This window comes from Protofrankia sp. Cj3 (assembly GCF_917627355.1).
GTDB lineage: Bacteria > Actinomycetota > Actinomycetes > Frankiales > Frankiaceae > Protofrankia.
Genome location: NZ_CAKJTR010000070.1, coordinates 2,758 through 23,796 on the forward strand (window position 1 = coordinate 2,758; position 21,039 = coordinate 23,796).

The 21,039-nt window shown below is 67.1% G+C and carries 16 protein-coding genes; 4 read left to right on the top strand and 12 right to left on the bottom strand.

The window, feature by feature from the left end:
* Positions 1 to 151: 151 nt before the first annotated feature.
* On the top strand, positions 152 to 5,317 hold the full coding sequence (locus tag MJ783_RS11670) for a BTAD domain-containing putative transcriptional regulator (RefSeq protein ID WP_239310431.1): 5,166 nt from the start codon (positions 152 to 154) through the stop codon (positions 5,315 to 5,317).
* Positions 5,318 to 5,327: 10 nt separating this feature from the next.
* Here MJ783_RS11670 and MJ783_RS11675 read toward each other — a convergent pair whose 3' ends face one another.
* The 10 genes from MJ783_RS11675 to asnB all read right to left on the bottom strand — a co-directional run bounded on the left by MJ783_RS11675 (position 5,328) and on the right by asnB (position 16,110).
* Complete coding sequence (locus MJ783_RS11675) at positions 5,328 to 6,458, bottom strand: aminotransferase class I/II-fold pyridoxal phosphate-dependent enzyme (protein ID WP_239310432.1); 1,131 nt, start codon at positions 6,456 to 6,458, stop codon at positions 5,328 to 5,330.
* A 47-nt stretch (positions 6,459 to 6,505) separates the two neighbouring features.
* Positions 6,506 to 7,027 (bottom strand): flavin reductase family protein, encoded by a 522-nt coding sequence (locus MJ783_RS11680; protein ID WP_239310433.1) that lies wholly within the window; start codon positions 7,025 to 7,027, stop codon positions 6,506 to 6,508.
* Positions 7,024 to 8,616, bottom strand: a complete 1,593-nt coding sequence (locus MJ783_RS11685; RefSeq protein WP_239310434.1) for a tryptophan halogenase family protein — start codon at positions 8,614 to 8,616, stop codon at positions 7,024 to 7,026. Before MJ783_RS11685 ends, MJ783_RS11680 begins: the two co-directional genes overlap by 4 nt.
* Before the next feature lie 205 nt (positions 8,617 to 8,821).
* Positions 8,822 to 10,228 (bottom strand): FAD-binding oxidoreductase, encoded by a 1,407-nt coding sequence (locus MJ783_RS11690; protein ID WP_239310435.1) that lies wholly within the window; start codon positions 10,226 to 10,228, stop codon positions 8,822 to 8,824.
* 83 nt (positions 10,229 to 10,311) lie between these two features.
* Positions 10,312 to 10,959: a hypothetical protein gene (locus MJ783_RS11695; protein ID WP_239310436.1), complete on the bottom strand. Its 648-nt coding sequence runs from the start codon at positions 10,957 to 10,959 to the stop codon at positions 10,312 to 10,314.
* Positions 10,960 to 11,019: 60 nt separating this feature from the next.
* Positions 11,020 to 11,769, bottom strand: coding sequence for an SDR family oxidoreductase (locus tag MJ783_RS11700; RefSeq protein WP_239310437.1), 750 nt, complete (start codon positions 11,767 to 11,769; stop codon positions 11,020 to 11,022).
* Entirely contained in the window at positions 11,766 to 12,449 is a 684-nt protein-coding gene (locus tag MJ783_RS23650; RefSeq protein ID WP_370651602.1) for a DUF6875 domain-containing protein, read from the bottom strand. The genes MJ783_RS11700 and MJ783_RS23650 overlap by 4 nt, the downstream gene beginning before the upstream one ends.
* Before the next feature lie 18 nt (positions 12,450 to 12,467).
* Positions 12,468 to 13,658 (bottom strand): cytochrome P450, encoded by a 1,191-nt coding sequence (locus MJ783_RS11710; RefSeq protein ID WP_239310439.1) that lies wholly within the window; start codon positions 13,656 to 13,658, stop codon positions 12,468 to 12,470.
* 5 nt (positions 13,659 to 13,663) lie between these two features.
* Positions 13,664 to 14,125 carry a PPC domain-containing DNA-binding protein gene (locus MJ783_RS11715; protein WP_239310440.1) on the bottom strand — a complete coding sequence of 154 codons (462 nt, stop codon included), beginning with the start codon at positions 14,123 to 14,125 and terminating at the stop codon, positions 13,664 to 13,666.
* A 167-nt stretch (positions 14,126 to 14,292) separates the two neighbouring features.
* Positions 14,293 to 16,110 carry an asparagine synthase (glutamine-hydrolyzing) gene (gene asnB / locus MJ783_RS11720; protein WP_239310441.1) on the bottom strand — a complete coding sequence of 606 codons (1,818 nt, stop codon included), beginning with the start codon at positions 16,108 to 16,110 and terminating at the stop codon, positions 14,293 to 14,295.
* A 573-nt stretch (positions 16,111 to 16,683) separates the two neighbouring features.
* Between asnB and MJ783_RS11725 the strand changes: the two genes are divergently transcribed.
* Positions 16,684 to 17,001 (top strand): hypothetical protein, encoded by a 318-nt coding sequence (locus MJ783_RS11725; protein ID WP_239310442.1) that lies wholly within the window; start codon positions 16,684 to 16,686, stop codon positions 16,999 to 17,001.
* Here MJ783_RS11725 and MJ783_RS11730 read toward each other — a convergent pair.
* Both MJ783_RS11730 and MJ783_RS11735 read right to left on the bottom strand, forming a co-directional pair.
* A complete protein-coding gene (locus MJ783_RS11730) occupies positions 16,982 to 17,365 on the bottom strand; it encodes a type II toxin-antitoxin system VapC family toxin (RefSeq protein WP_239310443.1) in 384 nt (127 codons plus the stop codon). The genes MJ783_RS11725 and MJ783_RS11730 overlap by 20 nt on opposite strands.
* Positions 17,362 to 17,610 (bottom strand): type II toxin-antitoxin system Phd/YefM family antitoxin, encoded by a 249-nt coding sequence (locus tag MJ783_RS11735; RefSeq protein WP_239310444.1) that lies wholly within the window; start codon positions 17,608 to 17,610, stop codon positions 17,362 to 17,364. The genes MJ783_RS11730 and MJ783_RS11735 overlap by 4 nt, the downstream gene beginning before the upstream one ends.
* Before the next feature lie 971 nt (positions 17,611 to 18,581).
* Here MJ783_RS11735 and MJ783_RS11740 point away from each other — a divergent pair.
* Positions 18,582 to 19,727, top strand: a complete 1,146-nt coding sequence (locus MJ783_RS11740) for an LLM class flavin-dependent oxidoreductase (protein WP_239310445.1) — start codon at positions 18,582 to 18,584, stop codon at positions 19,725 to 19,727.
* 120 nt (positions 19,728 to 19,847) lie between these two features.
* Positions 19,848 to 21,039 (top strand): LLM class flavin-dependent oxidoreductase (locus MJ783_RS11745; protein WP_239310446.1); only part of this gene is annotated, 1,192 nt, incomplete at its 3' end.

The following is a 21,039-nucleotide window of genomic DNA, read 5'->3' on the forward strand; positions in this document are numbered from 1 at the left end:
CGCTCTTAATTCAAGCTTTGAGATCATTCAAACTGTCGGTGTGCTGACGGTCGACGGGGCGAAAATTTGGTCGAGCCGAGCTGCGAGTGGCGGCTGAGAGGCGTCGCCGGGCAGCTCGAGACGGGTCCGACGGCGGAAGGGTAACCGAAATATGGCTCGAGAGGGTACGGGCGCCACCGTCGACGGATCGACGGCGGCACCGCACGGGTCCGTCGGCAACGGCGTCGGGGCCGCCCCGCCCGGGTTATGGTTTGGGGTGCTCGGGCCGCTGGAGGTCCGCCGGAACGGCGAACTCCTGCCGCTGCGGAGCGCGCGGGAACGGGCGCTGCTCGGTTTGCTGCTGTCCGAGCATAACCGGGTCCTGTCGGTGTCGCGGCTGGTGGACGGGGTGTGGGGGGCGGAGCCGCCGCTGACGGCGGAGAAGACGCTGCAGGGCTATATTTCCCGGCTGCGCCGGCTGTTGGAACCAGACAGCCCACGGGCTGGCTGGCGCATCCTGATCACCTCACCGCCCGGCTACAGCCTCCGGGCCGGCACGGCGGCCCTGGACGCGGCCGTGTTCGAACAGCTCGCCGGGCAGGCGCGGCAGGCACTGGCGGCCGGTGCCCCCGAACTCGCGCTCGCCCGCCTCCGGCGTGCGCTGGGGCTATGGCGGGGGGAGGCATACGAGAACCTCGACGACGCCGAGTTCGTGGTAAGCGAGCGGGACCGGCTGGCGGAGCTGCGGCTCGCCGCCGTGGCCGACCGCATCGACGGCGAACTGGCGCTCGGTCATGCCTCGGCCTTGGTCAGCGAGCTGCAGCGGCTGGTGGCCGAGTACCCGTTGCGGGAGCGGTTACGAGGCCAGCTGATAGTCGCGCTGTACGAATCAGGGCGGCAGGCGGAGGCGCTGGATGCCTACCGCGCGGCCCGGACCCGGAGCGTGGACGAAATCGGGGTGGAGCCCGGCCCGCAGCTGCGGGCGCTGGAAGCGGCCATCCTCGCCGAACAGCCCAGCCTGCGCCCGGACGCGGTGCGTCCGCAGGAGCTGCCGGCCAGGCTGGACGCGGACCGGAACCCGCTGGTCGGGCGGGAGGGGGAACTGCGTCACCTTGAATTGGCGTGGGGGCGTGCCCTCGACGGCTCGGGCGGGGTCGTGATCGTCGAGGGCGCACCGGGGATGGGCGCCAGCCGGCTGGTGGCAGAGTTCGCACGCCGGGTGGGCAGCCGGGGCGCCGCGGTCGTCCTTGGCCCAGTGGACGCCCAGATGCTCGTGGGAACCACGGCGGAGCATCCGGTGCTGGTCGTCCTCGACGACCCGCCGGGGGCGGACCCAGCTGAGTTGCAGCGGCTGGCGGCCGCAGCCGTGCGGCTATCGGTACTCGTCGTCGCCGTCACCGGACCCGTCGGCGACCGGACGGAAGAAAAAGAGACGGACCGCCCGCCCGGTGCGGCCGAAGCCGGCTCTCAGGAGGTACTGCGGCTCGGTCCACTCGGGCTGGAGCAGGTCAGGACGATTGTGGCCGGCTATGTGACTGACGAGGAACTCGCGGAGGCAGCCAAAGCGGTGGCCGCGTCCTCCGGCGGCGTCCCCGCGCGGGTACACGAACATGCGGCCGGCTGGGCGGATACCCGGGGCGGGGAGCGGGTCGGCCGGAGCGCCGCGTGGCTGGTCAGCGGTCGGCGGGAGCTGGGCGCGGCCGAGCACGCGATGGTCGCCGACGTCCTCTACCTGCAGCGAGCGAGGCTCCGCCGCCGCGCTGCGGCACCTGATGGCTCCACCGCACCGGAGAGGCCCGCCGACCTAGCCGGCGGGAGGGCTGCCGTCCTGTGCCCGTACAAGGGGCTGGCACGTTTCGAGGAGTCCGACGCCCCGTACTTCTTCGGCCGGGAACGGCTGGTGGCCCAGCTGGTGGCCCGCTGTGTGGCCGCGCCGCTGCTGACAGTGGTGGGCCCGTCGGGCGGCGGGAAGTCGTCGCTGGTGCGGGCTGGGCTGGTGCCGGCGCTGCGTTCGGGCGTGCTACCCGGCAGCGAGCGGTGGCGGATCCGGCTGCTGCGAGCCGGCACGGTCGACCCGGCCGCAATCGACGTCGATAGCGGTGGGAACGAGCTCCTCGTTCTGGACCAGTTCGAGGAGGCGTTCACCACCTGGGCGCGGGAGAGCCGGGAGGAGTTCATCGACGTGTTGGCCGGTGCGCTCGAGCGGGGCGACGGCCGCCTGCGCGCCGTCCTCACGGTCCGCGCCGACTACTACGGCCACTTCGCCCGCCACCCGGCGCTCGCCCACCTCATCGGTGGCAACCATGTACTTATCGGCCCGATGACGATAAGCGAGCTACGGCGGGCGATCTCCGAACCCGCCCACGTCGCCGGACTCGAGCTCGAGGAGGGGTTCACCGACACGGTCCTGGCCGATGTCCGCCACGAGCCGGGGGCGCTGCCGTTGCTGTCCACCGCGTTGCTCGCCACCTGGGAGCGCCGCGACGGCCGAGTGCTGCGCACCGCGGCCTACCGCGAAGCCGGTGGGATGGCAGGGGCGATCACCCGGCTCGCCGACGGCGTCTACGACTCACTCGACACCGAGGGCCAGGCGACTGCCCGGAAGGTGTTTCTCCGGCTCGCTACCCCCGGCGAGGGCGCCGCCGATGACCTGCGCCGCCGGGCGCCGCGGGCCGAGCTGGCCGGCGGTGGGCCAGAGGACGCCGTGCTCGCCGCCCTGGTCGAGCGGCGGCTGGTCACCGCCGACGGCGACACGGTGGAGGTTGCCCATGAGGCGCTGTTGCGGGAGTGGCCCCGGCTGCGGGCCTGGTTGGAAGCCGACCGCGACGGCCGGCGGGTGCACCGCCACCTCACCGAGGCCGCCGGCGCCTGGGCCGCGGCCGGCCGCGACCCGGCCGACCTCTACCGCGGCGCCCGTCTCGACGCTGCCCAGGAGTGGGCCACCGCCCACCTCGGGGACGCCAACCTGTTGGAGCGCGCCTTCCTGGACGCCTCCGCCGCCGTACAGGAACGCGCGCTGCACCACGCCCGGCGCAGCGCCCGGCGGCTGCGGGTGCTGGCCGCCGTGCTGGCCGGGCTGCTGGTGATCGCGTTGACCAGCGTCGGCGTGGCGGTCATGCAGCGCGGCGCGGCCAACCAGCAGGCACAGATGGCCCGCGGGGCCACCCGGTCGGCGCAGGGCAGCAGGCTGGCGACGCTGGCCGCCGGCCTCGACACCGACCAGGTCGACCTGGCGCTGCTGCTCGGCGTGGAGGGCTACCGGCTCGCCCCTTCCCGGGACACCGAAGGCGGTCTGGTGACCGCGCTCGTCCACACCCCGGCCAACCTCGATCAGATCATCCGGTTCGGCGCCCCCGGCCTGCTGCCGATCGTGCCCCCGTCGGTGAGTCGGGACGGGCAGCTGCTCGCCGTCCCGGGGCGAGACGGCACGGTCACCGTGTGGGACCTGACCGCCGGCCGAGTCCAGCGCACGCTGCACTGGCCCACCGGCCGCCAGCTCGCCGTCTTCAGCGCGGACGCCACGATGCTCGCTGTCGGCGGGAACGACGGGACCATCGTCGTCTGGGACGTCATGCGCGGCGAACAGGTCGGGGCACCCATCCGGGCCGGGGACGGCCTCGCCTACGGGCAGTTCGACCCGGACAACCCGTCCCGGCTGTTCGCGGTCGACAACAGCGGGCGGATCGTCCTGTGGGACCGCTCTGTTCCCGACGCGCCCCGACAGGTCGGGCCACCGCTGCAGGTCCCGATGAAACCCGGCGATATCCCGCTTGTCGTGATCAACGCGGACGGGAGCCGGCTCGCCGGGGTAGGGACCGGTGGCTCATCGACGCGGGTGTGGGACGCTCATACCGGACAGTTCCTGCGGGAGCTGCCCGGACGCCTCGGCTTCTTCGGCCCCGACGGCGTCACACTGCCAACCGCCCTCGGTGACCATGTGATGCTGTGGGACGTCGACACCGGGCAGCTGCGTCAGGCACCGCTGACCGGCTTCACCAGGGCTGGCGCCGGCGCTGTGATCAGCAGCGACGGCCGGCGCCTGGTCGCCAACGACGAGGAGACCGATCTCACCCGGGTGTTCGACCTGCCGTCGGGCCGGCTGGCCGCCACATTCTCCCGGCCTGGGATCGTCCCGGTCGCCTTCCTGCCCGGCGGACGGCTGCTCACCAGCAGCGTGGCCGAGGCCGACATCTGGCGCCAGGACGCCGCCACATCACCGCTCGGCCGGACCCTGGACGGCCATGACGGCCGCGTCGTGGCCGCGTTCATCCCCGGCGGCACCGAGATCGCAACCCAGGGCATTGACGACCGGCGGGTCCTGCTGTGGGATGCGGGCACCGGCCGCCTCGAGGGGCCGCTGCTCGACGGCGCCGTCGAGGCCCCCGCCGCGTTCAGCCCGGACGGCACCCTGCTCGCCGCACCGGGCCGGGACGGTACGGTCCGGCTCTGGGGCCAACGGCGGCGTGATGATGGCACAGCCGCCCCGCCGGAGTCCCACATCCCCGTGTCGTGGGAGCGGGCCGGCGGCGCCGAACTGGCGGTGCTTGCCGGCACCGGGCCGGCAGCGCGCGCCGACGCCGTCGCGTGGAGCCCGGCCGGGCGCCGGGTCGCCGTGGCCGCCGGCGGTTCGGTCCTGCTCTGGGATATCGGTGACCCGCAGCGGCCCCGCCTGGTGGGGCAGTCGGCCACGGCGGCCACACCAAGCCCAGGCGCGCCGGGCGCGCCGGACGCGCTGCGCCTCGTCTTCAGCCACGACGGGCGCTGGCTCGCCGCCGAGGACGTCCCAGGCCGCACCATCAGCCTGTTCGACGCCGCCACCGGCCGGACGGTGTGGTCGCAGCGGCTCGAGCTGGACGCGGTCGGCCCTCCGGCGGTGGTGTTCTCACCGGACGGCACGACACTGGCGGTCGGCTACGGGACGGTACCGGCCGGCGTCGTCGAGTTCCGCGCTGTCGAAACCGGGGCCGTGCGGCGCAGGCTGCCGACGCCGAGTCTCGGTGGGGTCGAGTTCCTCCGTGGCGGCCGGGTCGTGATGACGACGAGTACCGTCAACGGGCGCGGCATTGCACAGCTGTGGGACACCACCACCCTCGCGCCGATAGGCGAGCCCCTGCCACTGCCGCATGACGCGTACTCACTCTCGCGCAGCCCGGACGGCACCATCGCGCTGGCCGGCACCTCCGGAGGAACCGTTCAGATCTGGGACGTCGGCATCGAGGGCTGGGTGGCCACCGCCTGCCGTATCGCGGGGCGCAACCTCACTCAGGTGGAGTGGCGTAGCTACCTCCCCGGCGAGCCTTACCAGCGCACCTGTCCCCAATGGCCGGCAGGCTCGTGAGATCGAAATCTCATCGTGCCACGCCCCCGGCGGAAACCGCGGATTTAGGCGAAATCTCGGAATCAGCATATTCCCTGGCGGCATCGAGCACACGCCGATGGGCGTTTTCGGTACCCACTGAGATCCGCACGCCGTGTTCGGGATAAGATCTGATCTTCACTCCCGCTTTCAACACCGACGCGGCGAAACGCTCCGACGACGTACCCAGTGGAATCCAGACGAAGTTTCCGTACGAAGGTGTGGGTGCGAGGCCACAGGCGCCCAGGCCCGTGTGGAGATCCGTACGCAGCCGTCGCACCAGGTCAATCCTGGTGGCCAGCTCTTTCTTCTGCTCCAACGAGACCACCGCCGCGTTCTCGGCGATGCGGGTGACAGAGAACGGGATGACCGTCTTACGGGCAAGGCGCGCGATGTCCGATGCGGCGAAGGCGTAGCCGGCACGCAGCCCCGCGAGCCCGTGGGCCTTGGAGAACGTCCGCAGCAGGACGACTCTCGGGCACTCGCGGACGATGTCGAGGTCGCGCGGATCGTCTTCCTCGCTGAACTCCATGTATGCCTGGTCAAGGATAGCTACCACATGGGGCGGAAGGCTGTCGAGGAACCAACGAAGAGTGCGCCGGGTTATGCGGCAGCCCGTGGGATTGTGGGGGGAACACAGGATGACCGCACGGGTACGTGAATTCACGCTTGCCAGCAGTTCCGGCAGATCGTGCTCGCCGGTGGAGGTCAGCGGAACCGGTACGCCCCTGGCACCCGCCACTGCGATCAGCAGGGGATAGGCGTCGAAGCCAGGCCAGGCGTAGAGCACCTCGTCGTGACGGCCGCACAGGACAAGGAGAAGCTGCTGCAGCACCCCGGCGCTGCCCGGTCCGACCGTGATCTCCTCTGCATCAGCACCGAAGTATCGGGCGAGGCCGTGCCGCAGCAAGCGTGCGGTGGGGTCCGGATATAGATTGATCTTTTTGTTGCTCTGACACAGCGCTTCCGCCACCGCCGGCAGCGGAGGCAGCATGAGTTCGTTGTTCGACAGATCCAGGATCTCCTCGTCGTCATCCACCGGTGCGTCCGTGGAGCGGTAGGCGGAGAACCTGTCGAGCTCACAAATCCGGGCAGCCGGGCGATGGACAGGACTCGTTGCCATGAGCCTCCTTCTCGGTAGCTCGTTACTTCGTGAAAGCGTGTATTGCGTCACTCGGCACAGAGCGAGAGACAATCACTCGTCACCGGTTGCGGCCACGCGGCGAAACTGCGCAGGCCGTAGAGCAGGGGAGTACCCGTGGTTTGATAGATCATGTTTACCACCCCGAGCACCACAGCGTGATCGCCGACCCGTAGGATGCCGCTGACCTGACATTCCGCCATGGCGAATGCGTCCTCGACCAGCCAGGGCAAACCAGACCACGACTGTTTCCAGGTCACCCGTGCGAAGCGGTCGGGGTCGGGGCCCGAGAACACCTCCGCGGCATGTTGCCCACCCTCGTGCAGAAGGTTGATGGTAAAGCTGCCGTGGGACGTTACCGCCTGCAGCGTGGCGCTGCCGATCCGCAGGCAGACCAGCAGCGTCGGTGGATCCAAGGTGGCGCTAGTGATCGACGAGCACGTCATGCCCCGTGGCTGTTTTTCGGTGTCGAGGCTGGCGACCACCGCGATACCGGTGGGAAAGGCGCTCATCAGGTCGCGGTAGCGCTGCTGGCGTGTCCCGCTGGTCATGAGACACCGTGCAGCTGGCGCAGCAGATCGTAGGTGGACGGCAGTGAAGCCACCATGTCTGTCTGCTTCCGCTTGATGTCGGCGAACAGCAGCTCGGCCCGGGCGAGCGACTCGGGCTTGTAGGCGAGGGCGGGTAGCGGGGAGCGGGGCAGCATACCGAGTCCCGTAAATATGCAATAATAACTGCCGTTGGTCCAGAAATTGCGGAACTCGGCTTCGAAGTTGCCATAATAGTTTCCTTCATCGGTGATCGGCAGGTTCACCGGCAGCCCGGCCCGGTAGGTCTCGACCTTCTCCTTGATGCCGTCGGCAAGCCGCAGTTTCTTGTTCGCCGCCCAGAACGGCGTGTCCACGCGCGGCGAGAAGAAGTAATGTGCCTGGAGGAAGTCCCGCGTGTCGTCGAACATCTCCTCGATCTCGCGATTGAACCGGTCGATGAGCACCCTGTCGAAGTTCCGGTCGGGGAAGTGCTTGGCCAGCATGTGTATGGCCGCATAGATGAAGTAGATGCCGCTGGACTCCAGCGGCTCGACGAAGCAGGAGGACAGGCCGACGCTGACGCAGTTGCGCACCCAGGCCCTGCGGTTGCGGCCGACCCTGAAGCGGATGTGGTTGAACGTGGTCTGGTCAGGGTCGAGCCCCCACAGCCGCGCGAAGTCCACGGTGGCCTCGTCGCGGCTGGCGAAGCTACTGGAATAAACGTAGCCGCTGCCGAACCTGCCCAGCATGGGGATCTTCCACGTCCATCCAGCCGGCATGGCGATCGAGGAGGTGTAGGGCTCGATGCCGTTCGCCTCGTCGTCGTGCGGCACGGCTGTGGCCACCGCGCTGTCGCAGAGCAGGTGGTCACTCATGTCGATGAACGGCTCGCCCATCGCCTGATTGATCAAAAGTCCGCGGAATCCGGAGCAGTCGACGAACAGATCACCCTCAAGGAGCTGCCCCGACGCGGTGCGCAGCGCGGTGATGAAGCCCCGCTCGTCCGTCAGCACCTCGGTCATCTCGTCCTCGACATGCTCGACCGCCTGCTTAGTCACTGCGAAGTTGCGCAGGAACCTGGCGACAAGCTGGGCGTCGAAGTGCCAGGCGTAGGTGGTCGCCCGACGCATGTCGAGCCAGCGCGGGGCCTTCTTGGCGTCCATGATCGCGGTGTCGGTGAAGCAGGCGTAGTCATAGGGCTCGTTGGTCTCGCCCCGCAGCCTCTTGGCCGCCCAGTAGTGGGAGAGCGGGATCTGGTCGGCGGACGCCAGCAGGCCGAACGGGTGGTGGAAGGCGTCCACGTGGCCATAGCCGCACCGCGGCTGCGGGCTGCCCTCCCCGGGGGTGCGCCAGTTGATGAACTTCACGGCCATCTTGTAGCTGGCGTTACACTCGCGCATCCACTCTTCCTCGGCGATACCGAGGTAGTCGAAGAAAGCGCGCTGGAGGTTGGGGATGGTGGCTTCTCCGACACCGATCCGTGGAATGCTCGGGGCCTCCAGCACCACGATCTTCACCGTGTTCTGAAGCGCTTTGCCGAGGTAGGCTGCGGTCATCCAGCCAGCGGTACCCCCGCCGAGGATCACAACCGTCTTGATGCGGCTGTCCATGGTGTCTCCCTGATCAGATGGGGATGTGATTGGTTCGGACGGGATCCGAGCGCATGCGCCGGTGGCCTACGTGCCCACACCGGCAGCGCTGGCATCGGTAGGTGAATAGATGAATAGGTGAATAGGTGGCAGGTGGACGATCGATCAGCTGTGAATCGCAACGGCCTGGGCGCGGCGAGCCGGAATGACGATCTCAAACGCGCTCTCAGGCCGAGAGCAAATTCCTGGAACGCAGCTCGGCGATGACCGCGTCGGTCAGGCCCGCGGCGTGGGCTTCCGGCAGGGTCAGAGATGTCGGGATGCTTTGCTCAAAACTGAAGACGTTATGGGGATCGTACCGACGTTTCACATCCATCAGCCGGGGAAGTCTGTCCCCGTAGTAGGCGTGCAGCCAGTTGGCCAGATCGCGGTCCGGGCTGTTGACGTAGGCGCCGCCCGTCATGAACGGGAGCATCTCGTCGCGGATGCCACACAGCCAGTCGAGATGCTCACGATCGGACTCCGCGTCGTCCCAGTGCCCGAGATACTCCACGCAGATGGACGCGTTTCGGTGCGCGAATGCCGAATGTTCCGGCGGAACGTCACCCAGCACCGCGCCGCCGAGTCCGTAGAACCCCGTCCTGACTCCGGCGGGCGCAGTCCTGTGCCAGCGATCGAGGATTTTCATGGCGTATGAGTCGAGCGGTCTCGCGGCGAGCGCGGGGACGAATTTTGCCCGTATCGACGGAACCCGCTGAGTCCACGTGCCCACACTGTCCATGTAAGGCACGGTGCGCATGGAAGTCTCGCGCGGCGGATGTGCGTCGACCAACGGCTTGATGATTGATTTCAGCTCGTCGGCCGAGCCTTCGAACAGCCCGGTCGTCATGGCCATTCCGGCAGACCTGGGGAACAGGTTGAACCTGACGTTCACGCGCTCGTCCGCTCGAAGGATCCAGCGCTGCCATTCATCGAGTACCGCGATGCCGTCGTCCCAGTCCCATTTCATCGTAAACAGCGTCACCTCGGAAATAGGCCGCATCTTGAACGTATAGGAGGTGACGATCCCGAAATTCCCGCCGCCGCCGCCCCGCGAGGCCCACAGCAGGTCTGCGTGGTTCGTCTCGTCGACCGCCAGGATCCTGCCCCGCGCATCGACCACGGTGAGACCGACAAGGCTGTCGATGAGCAGGCCCCGCGACCGCACGAGCATCCCGATCCCGCCACCGAGGACGTGACCACCGATCCGGATGTCTGGGCAGACTCCCGCCGGGATCGTGCCGCCGACAGACCACAGAGCCGCGTATACCTCGCCCAGGAGGACACCGGGGCCGATGACAGCCCGGCTCCGGTCGTTGTTCACGGCCACAGACCCCAGCCTTGACACGTCGATCACGATGCCGTTGTCGAGGGTGCAGAAGCCCTCGACGTTGTGGCCACCGGAACGGATACGGAAGGGGATGCCATGGTCGCGCACATAACATAATGCGGCTGCTGTCTCTTCGGCGTCCCGTGGGTATACGACAGCCTGGGGCCGGCAGTCGAAACGCTTGTTCCAGATGCTGCGCGCCGTGTCGTACCTCGTGTCGGATGGCGTCACCACAAGACCAATGGTGTCAGGATAGGTTCCCATATTGCCTCCGCATTCGGCTGAATTCGACATGCTGGCGCCCTGGTTCAGGCTGGCGCCTTGGTTCGGCTGGCGCCGCTATGGCCCTATGCGAAGAACCTGATGGGCATCTTCGCGGCCTTCGCGCCCTCGGATACGGGCGGACGCCACGCGCCGTACGTGTGCGTGACGCCACCCTCCCGGCTCTCCAGATAGCAGATGATGTTAAGCGGCCAGCCAGCGTTTCGGAAAAGGTACTCATCCATACGGCTGGGATTCTCGCTCAGGTTTTCCGTGCCCCGTTCGTGCGGCGGCCCCACCCGGTGCCAGTCAGGATGCATATGGACTGACCCGAGCATCTCGAGTCCGTTGTCCTCGAATTCACGCACGACCTTCAGGAGCTGGCGCGAGTCACACCAGAATCCCCTCTCGCCATCATCGTACTGCTTTCCGAACTTGGGGGCGATGTTCTTCTTGAACTCCTCCATCGGCACCGAGTCAACGGCTCGGACATTGTCGGCGAAAGCGATCCTTCGAAGCACCATCGCGTCGCCTTCCACAGTTCCACCGAGAAGCCCGAAACTGTTGGGGCGGTGCAGGCGTGAACCGCCCGCGGCCACCGACTCAAGACCAAGACGATACTCCCCTATAGCATCCTCGATGAAAGATGCGAACACCTCCGGCTCGGCGACCACCACCTCGACGTCATCAAAGACTCCAGCACAATTTCCCGGCAACATCCGGGTTTCTGGCATGACGGTGCTCCTCTCCGAGAGAGTGTGTTTCCCAGTGCCTGGACTCCGGCGGGCGCGTTGTCAGACGAGCCCGCCGTTGGCGTGGATGACCTGCCCGTTGACCCAGCCGCCCTGTTCGCCAACGAGAAACTCCACCACCTTGGCGATGTCCTGCGGACGTCCAATCCTGCCGAGCGGAATCTGCCGGGCCAAAGCTTCGATGGCATCCGGGGACCTGCCGCGCAGCAAGAGCTCAGTGCCGGTGGGACCGGGGGCGACGGCGTTGACCGTGATGTTCCGCCCCGCCAGCTCTTTGGCGAGTTGACGTGTCAGCACCTCGACCGCGACCTTGCACGCGTTGTAGACCGCCTGCCCCGGCGCACCCAGGGCGGCAGCCGAGCTGGAGAAGGTAATGATGCGTCCGCCAGGCCGCACCCGGGTTGATGCGGCCCGCAGCATGTTGAACGTGCCGCGAAAATTGACATCCACAACACGACGGAAGCTCTCGTCATCGGTGTCGGCCAAGGGGCCTCGCCGGTCGGCGTGCGCCCCCGCACAGCTGACCACGATGTCCACACCGCCGTACGCCTTCTCCGCCGCCGCGAACAGCTGGTCGACATCGTCTGGCTCGCTGATGTCGCCGCGAACCGCCAGCGCTCGTCCGGCCCCGGTCCCGACGATCTCAGCAACCAGCTTGTCAGCGGATACAGTGTCCTCGACGAAACCGACGACCACGTCGAAGTCGTCGGCGAGCCGTCGGGAGATCCGCGCACCGATCCCGCGGGTGCCGCCTGCCACAATCGCGACCCTGCGCGTTACGTCGGCCGTCACTGTGCCGATTCCGGATTCAGCCGGATCTCACTGAGCGCTGCCTGGCCTCGCTCAGACCAGCGGGACTCTTCGGCACCGTCGAAACGCCGTCCGTATGCCTTAAGGAATTTGATGCGATCGGGTACAGGATCGTCGACGCGATTCAAGAAAGGCAGGTCGGAGTCGACCATATACCGGATGGCGAGCAGCGGAATCGGGCTGCGCAGCGGCCGGAACGCGGGGTTGTGCAGCCCACCCTGCTCACTCCGCGGATGAAACCTGCCAATCATGAGACCTGATTCGACGAACTGCGCTTTCAATCTGCGGTGCGTTTCGTCCACCATGGTAGGCGCGTCCTCATCGCTCACATCGGGCAGGATCACCAGGATCGCCTTGTCCATGGCCTCCGGTCCGGACCGCGGTTCCATACGCAGGAAGACGTCCTGGTACTCGGCGATCTCCTGATCGATCGCGGCTGCCGGGCGGTTCTCCGTACGCACGACCACGAAACTGATCCTGTTCATGGACATGGCACGCGGGACAAAGGGACACACCGAGCCGCTGCGGCCGAGTTCGGGATGCGGTCGACACAGGAATTCTTCGCACCAGTTGGCGATGCGTTCGATAAACGGTTGATCCCTTGCTGCCCGGGCCGGGTCATCCGGTCGGTGAAGTGCGGAATCCTCAGCTGTGGTATTCACCTTCGACTTCCCCTCGAATCACCATGCAACGTGGAGATTTGCAATGGAATGGGTCATCATGTCCGGTTTCCAGATCACCTCGTCTGCGGGTACCGCCAAACGCAGATTCGGCATGGTACGGGCGAGCACGGCGAACCCCTCTTGCAGCTGCACACGCGCGAGATGGGCGCCGATGCAGTAGTGCGGCCCCTTCCCGAAAGCCAGGTGCCCGTTGTCTGTTCGATGAATGTCGAACGTGTCCGGGTCCTGGAACTTGGTGGAGTCACCATGAGCCGAGGAGATCAGCGGCATGACTCCTTCGCCCGCGCGCACACATCCGGACGGGAGCTCGACATCTTCCATGGCGAGACGGAGGAAGCCCACATCGGCCGGAAAGTCGTGCCGGAGAATCTCCTCGACCGCTAGGGGGACCAGGCTCGGGTCCGCCACGAGCTCCTCGTACTGCTCACGGTGGCGCAGCAAAGTGAACGCTCCGCGCCCGATGGTTGTCATAGTGGTCTCGTAGCCGGCCAGCAGGAGCGAGCGGGTGACGTCGCACAGCTCCGCCCCGCTCATGCGATCGTCACCGTCACTTGCCTCGATCATGGCGTCCAGCAGGTCCGTGCCTGGCTCACGACGGTGACGCTCGATGAGCGCGGTCAAGTAGGCGAAAAACTCGTCGCGCCCTCGTCCGCGCTCGGCCACGCTGTCCGGGCCGATGCGCATGGCCACAGCCGACCAGTAACGGAACTGGTCGAGATCGCTGTCGGCGACTCCGAGTATTTCAGCGATCACCATAAGCGGGAGCGGTTCCGCGAATGCCGTCATCAGATCGGCGGGTGGCGAGGCTGCCAGCATGCTGTCGGCGAGGTCCTGCGCGATCTTCCGGATGCGCGTCCGCCATCCTTCGGCACTGCGCGCGGAGAACGCGCGGCTGAGAATGCGACGTACCCGTGTGTGCCGTGGCGGATCCAGGTTGATCAGAGTATCGCGGTCGTCGGACATGTCCGCACCGGGCTGTAGCCGGGGCGCCCCAGGCCTGCTCAGGTCCCGGCTGAATCGTGGATCGGTGAGCACGGCCTCGACGTCGTCAAAGCGCACCGCAAGCCGCACGACGTCACCACTTGGCAGTTCAACCTGCCCCAGCGGATCGTTCTCACGGCGCCACATGCAGCTCGGCGGACGCTTACCGAGCGGCTCTTCCGGGAAGGGAAAGGATTCAGGTGGCACGACACTCAGCTTTCGAACGTGAGGAGGGGGACGTCCCAGAGCTCGCTGTGCACCGGACGGCGCATCTCGGGCGCGAGGACCTCGGTGACGAGCATTTCAGTGAGGTACTGAACCTTGGCGGATATGAGGTGGCTCGAGTACGCCAGCGCCGAGTGCTGCTTCAGACCAACCGTGACATGGACGTGCGGCACGGTCTCGTTCTTTTCGGGCGCGTAGGAGAAAGTGCCGGATCCAACGGCTTCGACCTTCTCCAGATAGACAGGAAGACGCACCGGCGCTGCCGGGTCCTCGACCCGCTGGCACGTTCCCGCGATCTCGGTCTCGGCGAAGGCGGCGAGGAACATCGGAATGTATCCCTGCCGGACATCGTTCTCCCGGCAGAAATCCGCCAACGCCTGGAAGAAATCTTCTCCGTGATCGAAATTGACGCCAAACGACCTTCCGGTCTTCAGTTCATGCGTACGCATATAGAAACCACTCCAATCGGACAGGTGACGGCGGGTGGTGTGGGCTCCCCGAACAGGGCGCATTGCAGGATCGCAAGGAAAAACTGGAGGTGGAATTTCCCGATTCGGCGGCATGCGATGAACCGGCGATGTGGCTACCCGTGCTGCGGCGCGGGTAGCGGGGCTCGTCACACATCGACGCGGAGCGCCTGGGATTCCAGCCAGGCGTTCAGGTCCAGCACCATCTCCAGGCTGACGCGTGTGACGGTACTCGACGTCGCCTCGGCTGGTGTCGCGAGCAGCGCTTCGACAGCCTTCTGGTCCAGCAGTGGCAGCACCGGGGCGCTCCCGTGGGCGATCAGTTCGGTGAGAGTGCCACGCAAAGCGAGCCCGTATGCGGGGTCCTGTGTAGCGGGGTACGGGCTCTTGCGTCTCTCCAGGATCGACTGCGGCAACAGATCCGAGACCGCGGCGCGCAGCAGGCTTTTCTCCCGCCCGTCGAAGGTCTTGAACGACCAGGGAACGTTGAAGAGGTACTCCACCAGTCGATGGTCACAGAATGGCACACGAACTTCCAGGCCATGGGCCATGCTCAGTCGATCCTTGCGGTCGAGCAGCATGTTCACAAAACGGGTCAGGTGGAAATAGGAGATCTCCCTCATCCGCCGTTCACGGGAGTCCGCCCGGGATACATGAGGCACCTCTGTCAGTGCCTCGTGGTACCTGTCGCGCTCGTAGGAGAGAATATCGAGCTGCTTACGTAGCCTCGGGTCGAAGAGGTCGTCGGGACGCTGCTTCTGCATCATGACGACAAGCCAGGGGAACGTGGGGGCTTCCACCACTTTCGGCAGGTGGAACCAGGCGTATCCGCCGAACACCTCATCGGCTGACTCCCCTGACAGCGCGACGGTCGAGTGACCGCGGATCGCTCGGAACAGCATGTACAGCGAGGTGTTCATGTCCCCGCTGAGCTGTGGATACTCCCACGCGTGCATCACACTGGAGCGCAATCGTGGATCGGTGAGCTCGGCGGTGTCGAGTATGATATCGGTGTGTTCGGGGCGCAGGTACCGCACGGCGTCCTGTACGAACGGCCCGTCGGGGGAACCGCGCATCTCATCGGGCTGAAAGTGGTCGCCGTACCCGGCGAAGTCGACCGAGAATGAACGGATGTCCCCGTGCTTGAGGGCCAGCGCGGTGATCGCGCTGGAGTCGAGGCCACCCGACAACAGACTGCACAACGGCACATCCGCCACCAGCTGCCGTTCCACGATGTCCTCGAGAAGTTCGCGCACCACGCGTATGGTCGTGTGGAGATCGTCGGTGTGCTCGTGGGCTTGGAGCGCCCAGTATCGCCACTTGCGCAGGCCCTCCCGCCTGAACCGCAGCAGTTGCCCGGGCCTGAGTTCGTGCATGCCCTTATAGATTGACAACTCGGGCGTCTGGGCGATGGTGAATACCTCGCGCAGGCCGTCGGCGTCCACCACCCGATCGACCCGCGGATGCGCCAGGATAGCCTTCGGTTCCGACCCGAAGAGCAGCCCGCCACCCGGTAGCGGGTAGTAGAAGAGCGGCTTGACACCCATCCTGTCGCGGACAAGCAGGAGTTCCTCGCTTCGGGAGTCCCACAGGGCGAACGCGTAGATGCCGTTCAACCTCTCGGCAATGCCCTCGCCCCACTCCAGATAACCGCGTAGCACGACCTCGGTGTCGCTGTGGGTACGAAAATGATGCCCCTTCGACTCCAGCTGCGTCCGTAACTCGCGGAAGTTGTACACCTCGCCGCTATAGGTGAGGACTGCCATGTCCTCTGCGGCCATGGGCTGATGGCCGCCCGCAATGTCGATGACCGCCAACCGCCGGTGGCACAACGCCGCGTGCGGACTTAACCAAATCCCTGTGTCGTCGGGTCCCCGCAAGGCCATGGTCGCGGTCATGGCGGACACCGTAGTCCGTTCCCTGGTCAGATCCCGGTCAAAATCTACCCAGCCTGCGATGCCGCACATACAGTTTTCCATTCGTCAGTTCGTTCGAACCGTCCCCATCATTCCCGCATGCTCGGGCCCAGCGGCACATCATGGGGAGCCTGTGCCCGCTGGCCTGCCACCGCTCGGGTGTGTTCCCGCCGCCGGAAACTGCCAGGACAAGCATGAGGCCGCCACGTCCGGGACCGAGCCGGCCAGTTACCGCACGTAACTCAATGCTGGTACCACACCGGCCACCGGCTCATCCCGGGACCATGGGCTCGGCGCTCGCACCCGGCGAAGATGCGGCGCCGCCGCTGCCCACGCCGCATCTTCCGCCTCGTGCGTTGCCCGTATCCACCCCACAAGGATTTCTCATCGCCCGCGGCCTGGAAAGGAGGATATAGGTCAATATGCGATAGGATCTGGCCATGCGTGAGGTCGCGGTTCTCTCCTGGACCGCATGATCCCGTTCGAGGCGAGCATCCCGGCGGGAATCTTCGGCGACGCAGCCCCACCGGGCGGCACTCCGTTCCACGAAGGAACTGAAGAAGCGGGGCAAGCAGCCGGGTGCGGACGGGCTGACGCTGGCGTGCCGGGAGGATCCGGACCGGGTTGAGCAGCACTTTCCCGTCGGGGTATATCGGGGTATATGGCCACGGTGCGGCGCTGGCCGGGGTGGCGGACCGCGGGTCCGCTGGCACCTCGACGATCAAGGCGATCGCGGTGACCGGCGCCGACCTGCTCATCCGGGTCACGGGTAACCGGCGGCTACCGGTGCTACGGACATTGCCCGACGGGTCGTGGATCTCGCGGATCGGCCCGGTCGAATTCCGGGTGATCCGCTGGGAGGTCACGGTGACCACCACCAGGGACCACGGCGGGAGGCTGGGCCGGCATCTGGCGATTTTTCCTAGATTATCACTATTGTAATGAGATCTTCGAGGCCGGCCAGGTCAGCGGAGTTGCGGGTATAAAGGCTGGCTCCGTGTGCGTGCGCCGTTGCCGCGATCAACAGGTCCATCGTCCGCGCCCGTGGCTGGCGGCCGATTTCGGCCACTCGGGCGGCCAGCCGTCCATAACTGTCGGCGACGGCGTCGTCGACCGGGAGCGGGTCGAATCTTCGTTGGAGTGCGCTGAGTCTGGCGAGTCGGTTCGCGCGGGCCTCGGGTGTCTTGGCGACGAGAACACCGAACTGGAGTTCGGCGATACTGATGACGCTGACGGCCAGCTCGCCAGGGATCGGGAGGACGTCCGTGGCCACCAGTACGCTTGTGTCGAGGACACCCCGATTCATCGATCTTCCCAAGGGTCCGTCACGGTGTTGTCCACGAGTGCGCGATCGGCGGGCCAGTCGGCGTCGGCCGGCAGGGCGATGACCTCGGCGAGATCGTCCCAACGCCGCCACGCGCGTGGGGCCACTGGGCCTAGAACGGCTGCTGGTCGGCCGGAGACCGTGATGGTCAGTCGCTCGCCGGCCTGGGCCCGTCTCACCAGCTCGCTTGCGTTCTGCCGCACCTCACGCAGTCCTATCTCGTCCACGCTCCCAGGATAGCACTTGTGCTACTCGGGTCCGGTCGTCCGCTCGAGGCCGCTGACCTGGCCGTCATGGAGATGGTGAGGAGCCGCGGCGTGCCCGCGATAACCGCGGATCGCTTGAGGAGATCGTGCGCAGGGGCCCGCGGGAGCCCACGCGGAGATCTCCGCCCGCTCGTTGTTTGTCCAAAATGAGCTGCTATTTAGAGCGCCCGAGGACAGGGCGTTCGGCCAGTGGGCGGCTCATCCGCGCCCGCTCCGGCAAGAGCGCCCGGCAACAGGGGCGTGGATCAGGGAGCGGGGCTGGGGCGCGCCTCTCGTCGCATCGCTTCCCATCGATCGCCGCGCGATGCACGGGTGCCCCTGCTCGTCGGTGACACCCCAAGGGCCAGGGTGATTCCCTGTGCTTCTCGCGTCGCACGCACTCCAGCCCCATTTCTTGATCCACTTTCCTGTAGTCGGGCGTCCTGGCTGGATCTCTGGACGGATTTCCAAGCGAACATTGTGATGTAAATCACTTCTCTACTTATTGACTCGACAATGTTCTTTTACCGAAAGTGTTGGATATGCTCGCTTCTCCGCGTCTGACGTGTCGGCGCTGCGTCGATTTCGGGCGGAGCGCGAGCGCTCGCTGTCGCTGATCCGTCAGTCCACCAGGCTCGGGAGTCCCGCGCCCCAGCAGGCCGCGCGTGCCGGGGCGCGGCAGGCCGGCCATCGCCGGGTAGATCTGCTTCACCAGCTGGCCCACCAGTCGCGCGACCCGGTCGTACATCGAACGAAACATCTTTCCGCACTCCCCGGGCGGCCCGACCGCCGCGCGCGGCGGGTACCGCCCGGGGCACCTTTCCACTCGCCGCTCGAACGAGGAACGAAAGGCCGGAGAATGCCGCCGTCGATCGCACCGCTGACCTGTCACGGCCGACGCCGCGGCATCGCCGCCACGGATACGGATCACTGACGGGCCGGCGGTGGCGTGCATGCCTGTCCGAGGCCCCATCCCGTTGTCGGTGCTCGACCTCGCGCCCTCGACCTCTGGGTCGAGCGCCGCTGAGGCATTACGCAACACGATCGACCTTGCCCGGCACGCGGAGCGTTTCGGCTATGCCCGGTACTGGCTCGCCGAACACCATCTGACTCTGGGTGTCGTCTCCGCCGCGCCTGCCGTGCTGATCGCCTTGGTTGCCGACGCCACCCAGACGATCCGCGTCGGGTCCGGTGCGGTGCAGACCGGATACCACACGCCGGTCATCGTCGCGGAACAGTTCGGGACCGTCGCGCACATCCATCCCGGGCGTATCGACCTCGGTCTCGGTCGGTCGGGCGTGGGCAGGTTGATCGAACGGGCGAACCGGTCGGCCGCCGAGTCGTCGCCGCGAGGCGGTACGACCGCCAGGCCTTCCGTGATCGACGGCCTGCTGATCCCGGCGCCAGCGAAAATCGTGTTCGATCCCGGTCGGCTTCAGCGGCAGCTGGATGTGGTCGGCCATCGCGACGATGCGGCCGAGCGCTACGGACAGGACGTCCGGGACATTCAGGCGTTCATCCGCGGCGACTACCGCACACCGGACGGGACGCACCTGCGGTCGCCGGCCGCTGAGGACGCCGATGCGCAGCTGTGGATCCTTGCCGCGAGCGCTGGCGACAGTGCGCGGACCGCGGGCGAACTGGGGCTGCCGCTGGCCGCGAACTACCACATCGTCCCGTCCACCGTGCTCGACACCGTCGTGGCCTATCGGGCCGCGTTCCGGCCGTCGGCGACGTTGCGGGAACCACGGGTCATGGTCTCCGCGGATGTCGTTGTCGCAGGCGATGACGCAACCGCCCGCCGATTGGCAAGCGGGTACGGCCCGTGGGTGGCGAACATCCGCTCCGGCGAAGGCGCCGCCTACCCCACGCCTGCCGAGGCGGCGGCCTACCCATGGACCGACCAGGAGCGTGCGCTGGTCGCCGATCGGCTCGACACCCAGTTCGTCGGCTCGCCCGCGACCGTTGTGCGGGGGCTGCGCATACTGCGCGATGCCACCGGAGCCGACGAGTTGCTCATCACCACGATCACCCACGACCACGCCGACCGGGTGCGGTCCTATGAGCTGCTCGCCCAGGCATGGGCACGGCCCGACTGACGGCCTACCTGTGCCCCTGTGCCCCTGTGCCCCTGTGCCCGAAGCCAGCCCCGCACGGTCATTGTCCCGGCGGATTCCCACCGGTCAGGGCAGGACCCAGTCAGAGCAGGAAGAGACCCGATGACCACATCGTCCGAACTGCACCTCGCCGTTGCGCTTGACGGCGCGGGTTGGCATCCCGCGGCGTGGCGGGAACCGGATGCCCGGGCCGACGAGCTGTTCACCGCCCGCTATTGGGTCGACCTGGTGCAGGAGGCCGAACGCGGCCTGCTCGATTTTGTGACGATCGAGGACTCGTTGGCGTGGCAGTCCTCGCGTTACCACGGCCCGGACGGCCGCACGGACCAGGTCCGCGGACGCCTCGACGCGGTTCTGGTCGCCGCCCGGGTCGCCCCGCGGACCAGCCGCATCGGGCTCGTACCGACCGTGCGGGTCACCCATACCGAGCCGTTCCACATCGCCACAGCGATCGCCACCCTCGACTATGTCAGCACCGGCCGTGCCGGCTCGCGCATCCAGGTCAGCGCGGCCCAGGCCGAGGCGGCTCATGTCGGCCGGCGCGATATCCCCGCGTTCCGGTTCGCGGACCGGGATGCGCCCCAAGTCGCCGAGCTGATCCGGGATCTGTTTGACGAGGCCGCCGACTACGTTGAGGTGGTCCGCAGGCTGTGGGACAGCTGGGAGGACGACGCTGAGATCCGCGACGCGGCAACCGGGCGGTTCATCGACCGCGACAAGCTGCACCATATCGACTTCGCGGGGAGATGGTTCAAGGTCCGCGGTCCGTCGATCACGCCGCGCCCGCCGCAGGGCCAGCCGTTGGTCACCGTACTCGCGCATGCCGCCGTCGCCTACCGGCTCGCTGCGCGGGCAGCCGATGTCGTGTACGTGACCCCGCATGATGCCGGCCAGGCACGCGCGATCGATCAGGAGGTCCGCGCGGAACAGGCTGCCGCCGGCCGTGAGGATGAGCCGTTGCACGTTTTCGGCGACCTTGTCGTCTTCCTCGACGTCGATGCGGGGCAGGCGGCCGAGAGAAAGGCGCGGCTGGATTCCCTCGCCGGTACCGGGTACAGCTCGGACGCGCGTGTTTTCACCGGTACGCCAGTCGAGCTGGCCGATCTGCTGCAGGAGTGGCAGCAGGCCGGCCTGACCGGTTTCCGGCTGCGTCCAGCCGCCATCCCGCATGACTCCGAAGCGATCACCCGTGGGCTTGTGCCGGAGCTGGCGCGCCGCGGAGCCTTCCGTAGCGAGTACGAGGCGGGCACGCTGCGCGGCCTGCTTGGTCTACGCCGCCCCGCCAGCCGCTACG

Excerpts from the sequence above, each read along its gene's own strand:
- MJ783_RS11670 (WP_239310431.1), top strand. The coding sequence starts at position 152 with ATGGCTCGAGAGGGTACGGGCGCCACCGTCGACGGATCGACGGCGGCA.
- MJ783_RS11675 (WP_239310432.1), bottom strand. The coding sequence starts at position 6,458 with ATGGCAACGAGTCCTGTCCATCGCCCGGCTGCCCGGATTTGTGAGCTC.
- MJ783_RS11680 (WP_239310433.1), bottom strand. The coding sequence starts at position 7,027 with ATGACCAGCGGGACACGCCAGCAGCGCTACCGCGACCTGATGAGCGCC.
- MJ783_RS11685 (WP_239310434.1), bottom strand. The coding sequence starts at position 8,616 with ATGGACAGCCGCATCAAGACGGTTGTGATCCTCGGCGGGGGTACCGCT.
- MJ783_RS11690 (WP_239310435.1), bottom strand. The coding sequence starts at position 10,228 with ATGGGAACCTATCCTGACACCATTGGTCTTGTGGTGACGCCATCCGAC.
- MJ783_RS11695 (WP_239310436.1), bottom strand. The coding sequence starts at position 10,959 with ATGCCAGAAACCCGGATGTTGCCGGGAAATTGTGCTGGAGTCTTTGAT.
- MJ783_RS11715 (WP_239310440.1), bottom strand. The coding sequence starts at position 14,125 with ATGCGTACGCATGAACTGAAGACCGGAAGGTCGTTTGGCGTCAATTTC.
- asnB (WP_239310441.1), bottom strand. The coding sequence starts at position 16,110 with ATGTGCGGCATCGCAGGCTGGGTAGATTTTGACCGGGATCTGACCAGG.
- MJ783_RS11730 (WP_239310443.1), bottom strand. The coding sequence starts at position 17,365 with ATGAATCGGGGTGTCCTCGACACAAGCGTACTGGTGGCCACGGACGTC.
- MJ783_RS11740 (WP_239310445.1), top strand. The coding sequence starts at position 18,582 with ATGCCTGTCCGAGGCCCCATCCCGTTGTCGGTGCTCGACCTCGCGCCC.